At 71.2% G+C, this 14,197-nt stretch carries 10 protein-coding genes and 1 riboswitch; of the genes, 2 read left to right on the top strand and 8 right to left on the bottom strand.

Going from position 1 to position 14,197, the window contains the following annotated elements:
* Positions 1 to 77 precede the first annotated feature (77 nt).
* The 3 genes from DEJ47_RS28930 to DEJ47_RS28920 are packed head-to-tail and all read right to left on the bottom strand — an operon-like array spanning position 78 to position 4,755.
* Positions 78 to 1,265 carry an alkaline phosphatase family protein gene (locus DEJ47_RS28930; protein WP_150173106.1) on the bottom strand — a complete coding sequence of 396 codons (1,188 nt, stop codon included), beginning with the start codon at positions 1,263 to 1,265 and terminating at the stop codon, positions 78 to 80.
* Positions 1,265 to 1,852: a DUF5998 family protein gene (locus DEJ47_RS28925; protein ID WP_150173104.1), complete on the bottom strand. Its 588-nt coding sequence runs from the start codon at positions 1,850 to 1,852 to the stop codon at positions 1,265 to 1,267. The genes DEJ47_RS28930 and DEJ47_RS28925 overlap by 1 nt, the downstream gene beginning before the upstream one ends.
* Positions 1,853 to 1,902: 50 nt before the next feature.
* Complete coding sequence (locus tag DEJ47_RS28920) at positions 1,903 to 4,755, bottom strand: bifunctional GNAT family N-acetyltransferase/acetate--CoA ligase family protein (protein WP_150173102.1); 2,853 nt, start codon at positions 4,753 to 4,755, stop codon at positions 1,903 to 1,905.
* A 155-nt stretch (positions 4,756 to 4,910) separates the two neighbouring features.
* On the opposite strand from DEJ47_RS28920, the gene DEJ47_RS28910 reads away from it, so the two are divergent.
* A complete protein-coding gene (locus DEJ47_RS28910) occupies positions 4,911 to 5,192 on the top strand; it encodes an HPr family phosphocarrier protein (protein WP_030021209.1) in 282 nt (93 codons plus the stop codon).
* Between the two features lie 157 nt (positions 5,193 to 5,349).
* On the opposite strand, the gene DEJ47_RS28905 is transcribed toward DEJ47_RS28910, so the two are convergent.
* The 4 genes from DEJ47_RS28905 to DEJ47_RS28890 all read right to left on the bottom strand — a co-directional run bounded on the left by DEJ47_RS28905 (position 5,350) and on the right by DEJ47_RS28890 (position 10,155).
* Positions 5,350 to 6,036, bottom strand: a complete 687-nt coding sequence (locus DEJ47_RS28905; RefSeq protein ID WP_150173100.1) for a GntR family transcriptional regulator — start codon at positions 6,034 to 6,036, stop codon at positions 5,350 to 5,352.
* Positions 6,037 to 6,253: 217 nt separating this feature from the next.
* Positions 6,254 to 7,057 carry a M23 family metallopeptidase gene (locus tag DEJ47_RS28900; RefSeq protein ID WP_150173098.1) on the bottom strand — a complete coding sequence of 268 codons (804 nt, stop codon included), beginning with the start codon at positions 7,055 to 7,057 and terminating at the stop codon, positions 6,254 to 6,256.
* A gap of 12 nt (positions 7,058 to 7,069) precedes the next feature.
* A riboswitch (cyclic di-AMP (ydaO/yuaA leader) is annotated at positions 7,070 to 7,232 on the bottom strand.
* Positions 7,233 to 7,426: 194 nt separating this feature from the next.
* The gene (locus DEJ47_RS28895; protein WP_150173096.1) at positions 7,427 to 8,812 is read right to left on the bottom strand and encodes a M16 family metallopeptidase; all 1,386 of its coding nucleotides are present in this window, start codon (positions 8,810 to 8,812) and stop codon (positions 7,427 to 7,429) included.
* Positions 8,809 to 10,155 (bottom strand): M16 family metallopeptidase, encoded by a 1,347-nt coding sequence (locus DEJ47_RS28890; protein ID WP_150173094.1) that lies wholly within the window; start codon positions 10,153 to 10,155, stop codon positions 8,809 to 8,811. Before DEJ47_RS28890 ends, DEJ47_RS28895 begins: the two co-directional genes overlap by 4 nt.
* Before the next feature lie 224 nt (positions 10,156 to 10,379).
* On the opposite strand from DEJ47_RS28890, the gene DEJ47_RS28885 reads away from it, so the two are divergent.
* Complete coding sequence (locus DEJ47_RS28885; RefSeq protein ID WP_150173092.1) at positions 10,380 to 12,836, top strand: DNA topoisomerase (ATP-hydrolyzing) subunit A; 2,457 nt, start codon at positions 10,380 to 10,382, stop codon at positions 12,834 to 12,836.
* An 11-nt stretch (positions 12,837 to 12,847) separates the two neighbouring features.
* Here DEJ47_RS28885 and DEJ47_RS28880 read toward each other — a convergent pair whose 3' ends face one another.
* The gene (locus DEJ47_RS28880; protein WP_150173090.1) at positions 12,848 to 13,948 is read right to left on the bottom strand and encodes a CobW family GTP-binding protein; all 1,101 of its coding nucleotides are present in this window, start codon (positions 13,946 to 13,948) and stop codon (positions 12,848 to 12,850) included.
* Between the last annotated feature and the right edge of the window lie 249 nt (positions 13,949 to 14,197).

Here is a 14,197-nt window from a genome sequence, read left to right as displayed (position 1 = left end):
GAGTGGAAAACCTTTCGGGGCGGACGCGATGCGGGCGGACGGGAGGCGGGCGACGGGAATGCGGGCCGGCCGAGCCCTCAGGAGCGTACTTCGAGGAGCGGGACGAGCTGCTCGACGGGGGTCATGGAGCCGTGCATACCGACCAGGGCGGACTCCTTCGGCTCGCGCTCCGAAGCAATGATCGCCACGTCGTCATGGGCAGCCGCGACGACATCACCGATGCGGTCGTACACACGTTGATCAATGTGTGGACCGAACCATCCGGCGGCGATCGCCTCGTCACGTCCGGCAACCCAGAACTGCTCGCCGAGCACCTCGCGCCACACCGTCAGGACGTCGTTGGCGGCGCCCGGCACCGCGTACACGTGACGGGCGCGCCCCTCGCCGCCGAGGAGCGCGACACCGGCGCGCAGCTCCCAGTCCTCGTCGAAGTCGATGCGGGACGCGTCGTCGAACGGGATGTCGATCATGCCGTGGTCCGCGGTGACGTACAGGGCGCTGCGCGGCGGGAGCTGCTCGGCGAGGCGCTGGACGAGCCGGTCGACGTACATGAGCTGGCCGCGCCAGGCGTCGGAGTCGATGCCGAAGCGGTGCCCCTTGCCGTCCACTTCCGCGTAGTACGTGTAGACCAAGGAACGGTCGCCCGCGGCCAGTTGCTTCGCGGCGAGGTCCACGCGGTCCTCTCCGGAGGCCCTGCCCCGGAAGGTGCCGCCGCTCAGTGCGACCTTGGTGAGCGGGGTGTGCTCGAAGGTCGGCGACGAGACCTGCGCGGTGTGCACGCCCGCGTCGTGGGCGCGCTGGAAGACGGTGGGGTACGGCTGCCAGGCGTGCGGGTCGGTCCAGGGGTTCCAGCGCAGCTGGTTCATCAGCTGGCCGGTGGCGGGGTCGCGGACCGCGTAGCCGGGCAGGCCGTGCGCGCCGGGCGGCAGACCCGTGCCGACGGAGGCGAGCGAGGTGGCGGTGGTGGCGGGGAAGCCCGCGGTGACGGGCCGTCCCGTGCCACCGCGCGAACTCTGCAGCAGCGACGTCATGAAGGGCGCCTCGGCCGGGTGCGCCTTGAGCTGCTCCCAGCCGAGGCCGTCGATCAGGAAGACGCAGTTCCGGTCGGCCGGGGCGAGTTCGGGGATGACGGGCGCGAAGCCGTCGACGCCCTGGTGGGCGACGAGCGTGGGCAGCAGGTCGGCGAGCGAGCCCGTGCCGTACGCGGGCACGGGAGCGGTGTCGAGGGCGAGCGGTTGTACGTCGTCCCAGGCAGGAAGGGACATCAGCGGGCGTTGTCCGCGGTCGCCTCGGACAGGGCCTGGGCGAAGGCGAGGGTCTGCCGCACGGTGTCGGGGCCGTCGCCCGCCTCGCTGACGCGCAGGCTGAGGTCGTCGGCGGTCGAGCTGCCCGTGTACCCGTGGTCGGCCTCGCAGTTGGGGTCGCCGCAGGCGGCAGGCTCCAGGTCGAGGCGCGACACGGCGCCCCAGCCGATGGTCAGGACGACCTCGCGGGGCGGCGTCCCGGGGACGTACTTCTCGGGGTTGGCGACGACGCGGCTGACCACGACCGAGGAGATGCGGCCGATCTTGACGGACTCCGTGGAGGTCGTCGCGTACGGCGTCGGGGACGTGCTGTCCGCCGCCTGTTCGTCGGTGTGGCTGACGATGAAGCGCGTGCCGGTCAGGACGAGGACGGTGACGTGCCGGCGCACTTCGTTGGCGTCGAACGTCGTCTCCTGGTGGACCAGGTAGGACCCGATGGCCTCGCCGCCGATCGCGGCCTCCACCGCCTCGGCCACGAGGGCCGGGTAGTAGCCGCTGCGCTCGATCGCCGCGCGCAGCCCCTGGGTCGTCGTACCGGTCTTTGCCATGCCGTCCATCCTACGGCCCGGCGCGGGGCGCACGGTGCCCCACGGGCGCCTCAGTAGCCGGGAAGGGTCCGCGGGCCCAGGTCGTCGCGGGCGGGCGGGGGCGCGAGCCGCACGGAGGCGTCCAGCACGGAGAGGCCGCGCTGGGCGACGACGACGGGTTCCAGGGAGACGCCGACCACCTCCGGGTGGTCGTCGACGAGCCGGGAGACCCGCTGGAGGAGTTCTTCGAGGGCAGGGGTGTCGACGGGCGCCGAACCGCGCCAGCCGAACAGGAGCGGCGCGGTCCTGATGGACCGGATCAGCGAGCCCGCCTCGCGGTCGGTGACCGGGACGAGGCGGTGGGCGGTGTCGCCGAGCAGCTCGGACGCCGCGCCCGCGAGGCCGAAGGAGAGCACCGCTCCGGCCGCCGGATCGATGACCGCGCGGACCACGGTGTCGACCCCGCGCGGCACCATGCCCTGCACGACGGGCCGCAGCTCGGCGGGTTTGCCGAACGCGTCCGTCAGCTCCTGGTACGCCCGCCGCAGTTGCTCCTCGTCGGTGAGGTCGAGGCGCACGCCGCCGAGGTCGGCGCGGTGGCGCAGGTGCGGGGCCGTGGTCTTCAGGGCCACGGGGTAGCCGATGGTCCGCGCGGCGTCCGCCGCCGCGTCGGGGCCGGGCGCGGGAAGTGCTGGCCGTACGTGGATGCCGTACCGCCCGAGCAGCTCGTGGGCGTCGGCCGGGGCGAGGGTGAGCCCGCGCGGGTCGCCGTCCGCGGCGAGCAGTTCCTCGATGCGTGCCGCCGCGCCGTGCTCGTCGATGTCGTCGTACTCGTGGACCCGGCCGGGCTCGGCGGCCTCGCGGCGCCACTGCGCGTACTTGACGGCTTCGGAGAGGGCGCGGACGGCGCGCTCGGCGGCGGGGTAGGCGGGGATGCGGTACTGGTCGGGGGCGGGCGCCTGGGGGGACTGGGTTTCCGGAGCCGGCGGCTCCCCGGCGGCCGGTGCCTCCGGCTCCCTGCCGGTGGGCGGAGCGGGCGCGTCGGGACCCGTACTGGTCGCCGCGGCGAGTGCCTCGGCGAGACCGCCGAGCTCGACGTGCACGACGGCCACCGGCTTCGCCGGGCAGCCGGCCGCCGCCGCGCGCAGCTCCGTGGCGAGCGTCTCGGGATCGGTCGTGGCGCCATCCTCCCCCACCCAGGGGATCGCGTTGACGATCACCGCGTCGCAGCCGTCGCCCGACAGGGCCTCGGTGAGCGCGGTGCGGAAGTCGGCGGGAGTGGCCCCGGTCGTGAGGTCGCGGGGCCGCTGCGGCCGCAGCCCGTCGGCGACGCACGCGTCGTACGTGAGGAGGCCGAGGGACTCGGAGTTCCCGAGGATGGCCACGCGGGGACCGGACGGCAGCGGCTGGCCCGCGAGCAGGAGTCCCGCGTCGACCATCTCGGTGACGGTGTCGACGCGGATGACGCCCGCCTGGCGCAGCAGTGCCGAGACCGTGGCGTGCGGCAGCCGGGTCGCCTGGACGGCGTGGCCGGTCGGCGCGATACCGCTGTGCCGGGCGCCCTGGACGACGACCAGCGGCTTGGTGGTCGCCGAACGGCGTGCGAGGCGGGTGAACTTGCGCGGGTTGCCGATCGTCTCCAGGTACATCAGCGTGACGTCGGTGTCGGGGTCCTCGAACCAGTACTGGAGGAGGTCGTTGCCGGACACGTCCGCGCGGTTGCCGGAGCCGACGAAGGTGGAGAGGCCCGCGCCCCGGCGGTGCAGTCCCGAGAGCAGGGCGATGCCGATGGCGCCGGACTGGGTGAACAGGCCGATGCGGCCCCGCGCGGGGGACTGCGGGGCGAGCGAGGCGTTGAGCCGTGTCTCCGGAGAGGTGTTGATGACACCGAAGGCGTTCGGGCCGATGATGCGCATGCCGTAGGACCGGGCCTGGCGTACGAGTTCGCGCTGCCGCTCGCGCCCCTCGACGCCGCTCTCCGCGTATCCGGCGGACAGCACCACGAGGCCGCGCACTCCGCGCTCCCCGCACTCGGCGACGGCCTGCGGGACGCGGTCGGCGGGCACGGAGATCACCGCGAGGTCGACCGGCTCCTCGATGTCGGCCACGGAGCGGTGCGCGGGCACCCCGTCGATGTCCGCACCCTCCCGATCGTCCTCTACGAAGGCACTGTTCACCGCGTACAGACGCCCGGTGTAACCGGACTCCTGGAGGTTGTTCAGGACGCTGCGGCCCACCCCGCCAGGCACCCGGCCCACCCCGATCACCGCGACCGACCCCGGGGTGAGGAGCCGCTGCACGGACCGTCCCTCGGCGCGCTGTTCGCGGGCGCGCTGCACGGCGAGCGAGCGGTCGGTGGGCTCCAGGTCGAACTCCAGGCGTACGACGCCGTCCTCGAAGCTGCGCTTCTGCTGATAGCCCGCGTCCGTGAAGACCTTGATCATCTTGGTGTTCGCGGGCAGCACCTCGGCGGCGAAGCGGCGGATGCCGCGTTCCCTGGCGACGGCTGCGATGTGTTCGAGGAGCGTGGAGGCGACACCCCTGCCCTGGTGGGCGTCCTGCACGAGGAAGGCGACCTCGGCCTCGTCGGCGGGCGCGCTGGCGGCCATGCCGCGTTCGTCGATGCGGTCGTAGCGCACGGTGGCGATGAACTCACCGCCGACGGTGGCCGCGAGTCCCACCCGGTCCACCTGGTCGTGGTGGGTGAAGCGGTGCACGTCCTTGGCGGACAGCCGTGGGTAGGGCGCGAAGAAACGGTAGTACTTCGACTCGTCCGAGACCTGTTCGTAGAAGCTGACCAGGCGGTCCGCGTCCTCGGCCGTGATGGGCCTGATGCGGGCGGTGCCTCCGTCGCGCAGCACCACATCGGCTTCCCAGTGCGACGGGTAGTCGTGCCGATCCTGCTGATCCGACGGGGTCTGCATGGGGCCAGGGTACGGGTCGCGCGGCCGCTCGGGCCGGGGCAGGCTAGGACGGGTCGAAGGACGGCCCGGCCCGGGACCTCTGCCCGGCAGAGCACCCGCGACGGCATGAGACACTGGTCTAGACAAGTGTGAGACACCTGGAAGGGCAGCAACACATGGCTGAGCGCCGCGTCAACGTCGGCTGGGCCGAGGGCCTTCACGCCCGACCCGCCTCCATCTTCGTCCGCGCGGCCACGGCCGCCGGCGTCCCCGTGACGATCGCCAAGGCCGACGGCAACCCGGTCAACGCCGCTTCGATGCTCGCGGTGCTCGGCCTGGGCGCCCAGGGCGGCGAAGAGATCGTGCTCGCCTCCGACGCCGAGGGTGCCGACGCCGCCCTCGACCGTCTGGCGAAGCTGGTCGCCGAGGGGCTCGAGGAGCTTCCGGAGACGGTCTAGGACACGTTCCTCGCATTACGTCGATGGGGTCACCCGGAATTCCGGGTGACCCCATCGACGTATGAGTCGACGTATATGTGCGCGTGACTGAGCCGAATCTTTCACGCGCATCACCGGATACCCAGGTATCCGGATATTCTTTTATACGGCGCCTCCGTTAATTGTGGAGACTCATCGTGTTTACGGGATGTTGCGGATCCCTCACACGGCCGCTCCCGTGCGCGGGACGGAGTCGGTGGGACGCGCGCGTCCGTTCGACGTGCGCCGCCGTCAGCGTCCTCGCCCGCTGCGCGTCCCCGCGGGCGACCGCGTCGACGATCGCCGCATGCTCGGACCAGGACTCGCCCGGCGCCGCCGAGCGCTCCACGACGTACATCCAGGCAATCTTGTGCCGGAGCGGGGTGAGCAGCGCCGTGAGGCCGGGGCTGCCGGACGCCTGGGCGAGCGTCTCGTGGAACCAGCCGCCCAGGGAGCGCAGATCCTCCCCCAGGCCGCTCCTGGCGCGCTCCTGGCCCAGCCTGACGAGTCCCCGCAGGACTTTCAGGTGGGCGTCCGTGCGGCGCTGCGCGGCGCGGGCCGCGGCGAGCGGTTCGAGCAGCGTCCTGACCTCCAGGAGGTCCGCGGCCTCCTGCTCCGTCGGCTCGGCGACGCACGCGCCCGCGTGTCTGCGGGTCACGACGAAGCCCTCGGCCTCCAGAGTGCGCAGGGCCTCGCGCACGGGGACGCGGGAGACTCCGTAGCGACGCGCGAGGAGTTCCTCGGTGAGCTTTCCGCCCCTTGCGTACACACCGGCGACTATGTCGTCCCGAATGGCCGTGCATACAGAGTGCGCGGGAACGCGCATGACCGGACCTCCGCTTTTGATCCCCGCGCAACGCGGTCGACCGACGCTCGTTCCGTGACTCTATTGCAGGCACCGGAATTTCCGACGGCGGCCCTGAATTCATGGATATCTTTTGGCCAAGACCGCGGTGGCCCTGCACATGGCGGCCGTGAACGGCGAAAGCCCCGGCTCACGGGGAGCCGGGGCTTTCGGTGCGGTTCTGCGTGGGCCGCGTCGGTCAGACGTTGACGCCGTGCGAGCGCAGGTACGAGACCGGGTCGATGTCCGAGCCGTAGTCCGCGCCGGTGCGGGCCTCGAAGTGGAGGTGCGGGCCGCTGGAGTTGCCCGTGGAGCCGGAGAGGCCGATCTGCTGGCCCGGGGTGACCGTCTGGCCGACGGTGACGCTGAGGGACGACATGTGGCCGTACTGGGTGTACGTGCCGTCGTTCATCTTGATGACCACGTTGTTGCCGTAGGCACCGCCCCAGCCGGCCTCGACGACGGTGCCGGAGCCGACCGCGTGGACCGAGGTGCCGGAGGCGGCGTGGAAGTCGACCCCGGTGTGGCTGCCGGAGGACCACATGGCGCCGCCGGTCTGGTAGCCGGTGGAGACGTACGAGCCGGAGATCGGGGAGACGTAGGTGTTCAGGCGCTTGCGCTCGGCCTCGCGGGCGGCGCGCTCCTTCGCCTCGCGCTCCTTCTTGGCCTTCGCCTTGGCCTCGGCCTCGGCCTTGCGCTTCTCCTCGGCGGCCTTCTTCTTGGCCGCCTCTTCCGCCTTCTTGGCGGCCGCGGCGTCGTCGGCGGCCTGGCGCTGAGCGGCGGCCTGCGCGTCGATGCTCTCGGCGAGCGAGTCGCCGACGGATATCGCCTGGGTGAGACCGGTGTGCTCCACGGCCGCTTCGTCGGCGGCGGCGAGCGCGGGGCCGGCGAGGCCTCCGATGACACCGGTGGTGGTGAGCGCCGCGACACCCGCGACGTTCGCGGTGGTCCGCGTCATGCGGCTCGGACGACGGTGCTTCCCGGTGGCACGGGTGAACGCCATGTGGCGGGTGTTCCTTTCCTTCCCTCTCGCCTACCGGGTTAGCTGACGGGTTCGGAGCAGGAAGGTCTCCTACGAGTCCCTCGCCTCGCGGCAAGGTTCCCGATTCACCCCAGGGGACATGTGGGTCCCCGGCTCCCCTGGCTCGCGCCGTACGGGGACTCGGCGATGACTGCCCGGTGCCGCGGATGCGGCGTACTGCGCGACGGACAGCCGGGTCGACGCTAAGCGGATCGCCTTTCAATCGACAAACAGAACGCGACTTTTGTAGCGCACGCCACACGGCAGACAGGCAACCAGCATATGAATCCGGACATATGAGGACCCCGGCGGCCGAAACGGTCCACCGGGGTCCTGTCAGCTGTCCGCCGCTCAGCCGGTGACCACGCTGACTTCACCGATCCCGAGCGCCCTGACGGGCTCCTCGATCTGCGCGGCGTCCCCGACGAGGACCGTCACCAGACGGTCGACCGGGAAGGCGTTCACGACCGCCGCGGTGGCCTCCACGGTGCCCGTGGCGGCCAGCTGCCGGTACAGCTGCGCCTGGAAGTCGTCCGGCAGGTTCTGCTCGACCTGGTCGGCGAGCGTCGCCGCGACGGAGGCCGCCATCTCGTACTTGAGAGGGGCCACGCCCACCAGGTTCTGCACGGCCACGTCGCGCTCGGCGTCGGTGAGCCCCTCGGCGGCGAGGGTGCGCAGCACCTTCCAGAGGTCGTCCAGCGCCGGGCCCGTGTTCGGGGTGTCCACGGAGCCGCTGATGGCGAGCATCGCGGCGCCCGTCCCGTCCGGGGCGGAGCGCAGGACCTGGCTGAACGCCCGTACACCGTAGGTGTATCCCTTCTCCTCGCGCAGGACCCGGTCCAGGCGCGAGGTGAGGGTGCCGCCCAGGCAGTACGTGCCGAGGACCTGGGCCGGCCAGACGCGGTCGTGCCGGTCGGCGCCGACCCGGCCGATCAGCAGCTGCGTCTGGACCGCTCCGGGGCGGTCCACGATGACGATGCGGCCGCGGTCGTCGGCGGTCACCGGCGGCACCGGGCGCGGCTCTCCTGCGGAGCCGGTCCAGGCGCCCACGGTGTCCGCGAGGACGGCGTCCAGGTCGGTGCCCTCGAGGTCGCCGACGACGACGAGCGTGGCCGTGGCGGGGCGGACGAACTTCTCGTAGAAGGCGCGCACCGCCGCCGAGTCGATGGCGGCGACCGTCTCCTCGGTGCCCTGGCGTGGCCGTGACATGCGCGACGTCGGCGGGAACAGCTGCCGGGAGAGCTCCTTGGCGGCGCGGCGGGCCGGGTTGGCGGCCTCGTGCGGGATCTCGTCCAGGCGGTTGCGCACGAGGCGCTCGATCTCGCTGTCCTCGAAGGCGGGGGCCCGCAGGGCGTCGGCGAGCAGGCCGAGCGCCTTCGGGAGGCGGGAGACCGGCACCTCGAGGGAGACCCGCACGCCCGGGTGGTCGGCGTGCGCGTCGAGGGTCGCGCCGCAGCGGTCGAGCTCGGCGGCGAACTCCTCCGCGGAGTGCTTGTCGGTGCCCTCGTTGAAGGCCCGCGCCATGATGGTGGCGACGCCGTCCAGGCCCTCCGGTTCGGCGTCCAGGGGCGCTTCGAGGTGCACCTCGACGGCGACGACCTGCTGGCCGGGGCGGTTGCAGCGCAGGACGGTCAGGCCGTTGGGCAGCGTGCCGCGCTCGGGGGCCGGGAAGGCCCACGGCTTCGCCGTGCCGGCCTGGGGCTGGGGGTGGAACTGCATCGTCGCGGCCTCGGTCACTTCGCCGCCTCCTGTTCTTCCTCGGCACCCTCGTCGGCGCCTTCCACGGGCTCGTACACGAGCACCGCGCGGTTGTCGGGGCGCAGGCGGGCCGCGGCGACCTCCTGGACCTCCTCCGCGGTGATGTCGAGGACGCGCTGTACGGCCGTCAGGGCAAGCTGCGGGTCGCCGAACAGGACCGCGTACCGGCACAGTTCGTCGGCTCGGCCCGCGACCGTGCCGAGCCGGTCGAGCCACTCGCGCTCCAGCTGTGCCTGGGCGCGCTCCATCTCCTCCGGGGTGGGGCCCTCCGCGGCGAAGCGGGCCAGCTCCTCGTCGACGGCGGCCTCGATGACGGGGACCTCGACGTCGCCCGACGTCTTCACGTCCAGCCAGCCGAGCGAGGGCGCCCCGGCGAGACGCAGCAGGCCGAATCCGGCGGCGACCGCGGTGCGGTCCCTGCGGACGAGCCGGTTGTAGAGCCGGGAGGACTCGCCGCTGCCGAGGACGGTGAGGGCGAGGTCGGCCGCGTCGCACGCGCGCGTGCCGTCCTCCGGGAGGCGGTAGGCGGCCATCAGGGCGCGGGCCGGGACGTCCTCCTCGATGACCTCGCGCAGCTCCTCGCCGATGCGCTCGGGCAGGGAACCGTCACGCGGCGGCTGCTTGCCGTCGTGGCCGGGAATCGACCCGAAGTACTTCTCGACCCAGGCGAGCGTCTGCTCCGGGTCGATGTCGCCGACGACCGAGAGGACCGCGTTGTTGGGCGCGTAGTACGTACGGAAGAACGCGCGGGCGTCCTCCAGGGTGGCCGCGTCCAGGTCGGCCATGGAGCCGATCGGCGTGTGGTGGTAGGGGTGGCCCTCCGGGTAGGAGAGGGCGGTGAGCTTCTCGAACGCGGTTCCGTAGGGAACGTTGTCGTAGCGCTGGCGGCGCTCGTTCTTGACGACGTCGCGCTGGTTTTCCATCGACTCCTCGTCGAGCGCGGAGAGCAGGGAGCCCATCCGGTCGGCCTCGAGCCAGAGGGCCAGCTCCAACTGGTGTGCGGGCATGGTCTCGAAATAGTTGGTGCGCTCGAAGCTCGTCGTGCCGTTGAGCGAGCCGCCCGCTCCCTGGACCAGCTCGAAGTGGCCATTGCCGTGCACCTGCTTCGAACCCTGGAACATCAGGTGCTCGAAGAGGTGAGCAAGGCCGGTACGCCCCTTGACCTCGTGGCGCGAGCCGACGTCGTACCAGAGGCAGACCGCGGCGACCGGGGTCAGGTGGTCCTCCGAGAGCACCACGCGCAGGCCGTTGGCCAGCCGGTGCTCGGTCGCTTTCAGGCCGCCGGAGCCGGCCTCGGCTGTGGCCGTGTGACCCATGGGCATGTACGTCCCTTCGATCGCTGGATCATCGCTGGATCAGAACAATTGCTGCCAGTCCTGCCACTGTATGCAAGCGTGTCAGCACCTGACGAAGTTCCCGCTCCGCCCTCGGCGTAGTCGTGCGTGACAGCGCCGGTGCACGGGTCGTGGTCGGCGTTGTCAGTGGGACGGTCCACAATGGTCGGCGTCAGAACCCGCACTTGCTTGGTGAAGGAGCCGCAGCAGCGATGGCCCGCCGCAGCACGAAGACCCCGCCGCCCGACGAGTCGTACGAGGAGAAGATCCTCGACATCGACGTCGTCGACGAGATGCAGGGCTCCTTCCTCGAGTACGCGTATTCGGTCATCTACTCCCGTGCCCTGCCGGACGCCCGTGACGGCATGAAGCCGGTGCACCGCAGGATCGTGTACCAGATGAACGAGATGGGCCTGCGCCCCGACCGCGGCTATGTGAAGTGTGCCCGTGTCGTCGGCGAGGTCATGGGTAAGTTGCACCCGCACGGCGACGCGTCGATCTACGACGCGCTGGTGCGCATGGCGCAGCCCTTCTCGATGCGCCTTCCCCTGGTGGACGGCCATGGCAACTTCGGCTCGCTCGGCAACGACGACCCGCCGGCCGCCATGCGGTACACCGAGTGCAAGATGGCCGACGCCACCTCCTTGATGACGGAGTCGATCGACGAGAACACCGTCGACTTCGAGCCGAACTACGACGGCCAGGAGATGGAGCCGTCCGCCCTCCCGGCGGCGTACCCGAACCTCCTGGTCAACGGCGCGTCGGGCATCGCCGTCGGCATGGCGACGAACATGCCGCCGCACAACCTCGGCGAGGTCATCGCCGCCGCACGCCACCTCATCAAGCACCCGGGTGCGGACCTCGAGACGCTGATGAAGTACGTGCCCGGCCCTGACCTGCCCACGGGCGGCCGGATCGTCGGCCTCGGCGGCATCAAGGATGCGTACGAATCGGGCCGCGGCACCTTCAAGACCCGCGCGACGGTGTCGGTGGAGAACGTGACGGCGCGCCGCAAGGGCCTCGTCGTCACCGAACTGCCCTTCACCGTCGGCCCCGAGAAGGTCATCTCCAAGATCAAGGACCTGGTCGGCGCGAAGAAGCTCCAGGGCATCGCCGATGTCAAGGACCTCACCGACCGCGCGCACGGCCTGCGCCTGGTCATCGAGATCAAGAACGGCTTCGTCCCGGAGGCCGTCCTGGAGCAGCTCTACAAACTGACCCCGATGGAGGAGTCCTTCGGCATCAACAACGTGGCGCTGGTCGACGGCCAGCCGCTCACCCTGGGCCTGAAGGAGCTCCTGGAGGTCTATCTCGACCACCGGTTCAACGTGGTGCGCCGCCGGAGCGAGTTCCGCCGCGGCAAGAAGCGCGACCGTCTGCACCTGGTCGACGGACTCCTGGTCGCCCTCCTCGACATCGACGAGGTCATCCGCCTCATCCGCTCCAGCGAGAACTCCGCGCAGGCCAAGGAGCGCCTGATCGGGCGCTTCTCGCTCAGCGACATCCAGACGCAGTACATCCTGGACACGCCGCTGCGCCGCCTGACCAAGTTCGACCGCATCGAGCTGGAGTCCGAGCGCGACAAGCTGAACGGCGAGATCGACGAGCTGACCGGCATCCTGGAGTCGGACGCGGAGCTGCGCAAGCTGGTCTCCTCCGAACTGGCCGCCGTCGCCAAGAAGTTCGGCACCGACCGGCGCACGGTGCTCCTGGAGTCGTCCGGCTCCCCCGCCGCCGCCCCGATCTCGCTGCAGGTGGCGGACGACCCGTGCCGGGTTCTCCTCTCCTCCACCGGCCTGCTGGCCCGCACGGCCAACGGCGAGCCCTTCGCCGAGGGCGGCACCAAGCGCGTGAAGCACGACGTGATCGTTTCGGCGGTGCCGGCGACGGCACGCGGCGAGGTGGGCGCGGTCACGTCCCAGGGACGGCTGTTGCGCCTCTCCGTAGTGGACCTTCCGCAGCTGCCGGAGACGGCGAACGCACCCAACCTCTCCGGAGGGGCGCCCGTCTCGGAGCTGCTGACCCTGGAGAAGGACGAGAAGCTGATCTGTCTGATGACGCTGGACGAGTCCTCCCCGGGCCTCGCACTCGGCACAGAGCAGGGCGTCGTCAAGCGTGTGGTCCCCGACTATCCCTCGAACAAGGAGGAGCTGGAGGTCATCACGCTCAAGGACGGCGACCGCATTGTCGGCGCGGCCGAGCTGCGCACCGGCGAGGAGGACCTCGTCTTCATCACGGACGACGCCCAGCTCCTGCGCTACCAGGCCTCGGTGGTCCGCCCCCAGGGCCGTCCTGCCGGGGGCATGACCGGCATCAAGCTCGCCGACGGCGCGAAGGTCATCTCCTTCGCGGCGGTGGATCCGGCGACGGACGCGGTCGTGTTCACGGTGGCGGGCTCGCGCGGCACGCTGGACGACTCGGTGCAGACGACGGCGAAGCTGACCCCGTTCGACCAGTACCCGCGCAAGGGGCGCGCGACGGGTGGCGTGCGCGTCCAGCGGTTCCTGAAGGGCGAGGACTGCCTGAGCTTCGCCTGGGCGGGCCCGACGCCGCCCCACGCGGCGCAGCGCAACGGCACACCGGCGGAGCTGCCGGAGATCGACCCGCGCCGCGACGGCTCGGGCGTCTCGCTCAAGAAGCCGGTGGCGGCGGTGGCGGGACCGGTGTAGCGGCGTAGCGGTCAGACGGCGGTCGGGTCTTCGGCCGCTTCCTGCTCCTCCTCCGGCTCCTGCACGTACCGCAGTACGCCCCACATGCTCCGCTCGTCGGCGGCCTGTGGGGCGTACTCGCGACAGGCCTCCAGCTCCTTCTCCAGAGCCGGTACGTCGACGCCCGACCCGATGAGCACGAGCTGGGTCAGCCGCGGCTCGCCGGGCTGCCACGGCTGCGGGTAGAAGCGCAGGAACCGCCCCACGGCGTGGACCTCGTACCGGTTCCGCGGATCGGCGGTACCGAAATCGACGTACCCCTTGATGCGGTAAAGCCCTTCGGGACGGCTGTCGAGGAGGGCCATCAGGGGGCGCGGCCCCATGGGCACGTCGGAGGTGAAGGCGAGACTTTCGTAGGCGGAGTGCAGGTGGCCGTCATGTTCGCCGTGATCATCGTGACCCTGAGCGTCGTGACCGTCGTGGTCGTCCTCACGGAGATCATCGAAGGAGAGCTGCCCCACGCGCTCCCCCACGGGCGCGCGGTCGAAGAAGAGCTCCACGTCGACGCGGCCGTACGAGGCGGCGACGACGGCCGCGCGCCCCGCGAGCCCACGGACGACCCCGAGGACGCGCTCGCGCTCGTCACCCGGCACCCGGTCGGCCTTGTTGACCACGACGAGGTCGGCGATGCCGAGGTGCCGGTCCACCTCGGGATGCCGTTCCCTGGTGGCGTCGAACTCGGCGGCGTCCACGACCTCGACGAGTCCCCCGTACACGATGTGCGGATTCTCGCTGGCCAGCAGCATCTTCACGAGCTCCTGCGGCTCGGCGAGCCCACTCGCCTCGATGACGATGACGTCGATCCCGGCGGAGGGCCGGGCGAGGCGCTCCAGGTACTCGTCGAGCTCACTGGCGTCCACGGCGCAGCACAGACAGCCGTTGCCGAGGGAGACGGTCGAATCGCCGAGCTGGCCCGCGACGGACATGGCGTCGATCTCGATCGACCCGAAATCGTTGACGATCGCCCCGATCCGGCTGCCACCGCTGTGGTGCAGCAGATGGTTGAGCAGAGTCGTCTTGCCCGAGCCCAGGAAGCCGGCGAGGACGACGACCGGGATCTGCTGCCTGTTCAACGCGGACCTCTCGTATCGACGCTGGTACGGACCGCGGCGGATGCCGTACGACGAATGAAGACGGGGCCAGGATAGGCACGCGTAGTCGGGCCGCGGAGTGAACGATTGTTAGCGGCGCTCGCGGGGCACACGTTAGGCACGGCGCAGGGTTGTCAGACCACCGCTTCCTTCCGTGCGCCTCCTCTCCGCCTCCCCGCCGATCAGAGCCGCTCGGCACCCTGGGAGACGGCAAGCGCACCGCCCATCGCT

Source organism: Streptomyces venezuelae (assembly GCF_008642355.1).
In the GTDB taxonomy this organism is placed as follows: Bacteria; Actinomycetota; Actinomycetes; order Streptomycetales; family Streptomycetaceae; genus Streptomyces; species Streptomyces venezuelae_B.
Note: the sequence above shows the minus strand (reverse complement) of the source record. Positions and strands in the feature narration are given on the sequence as shown.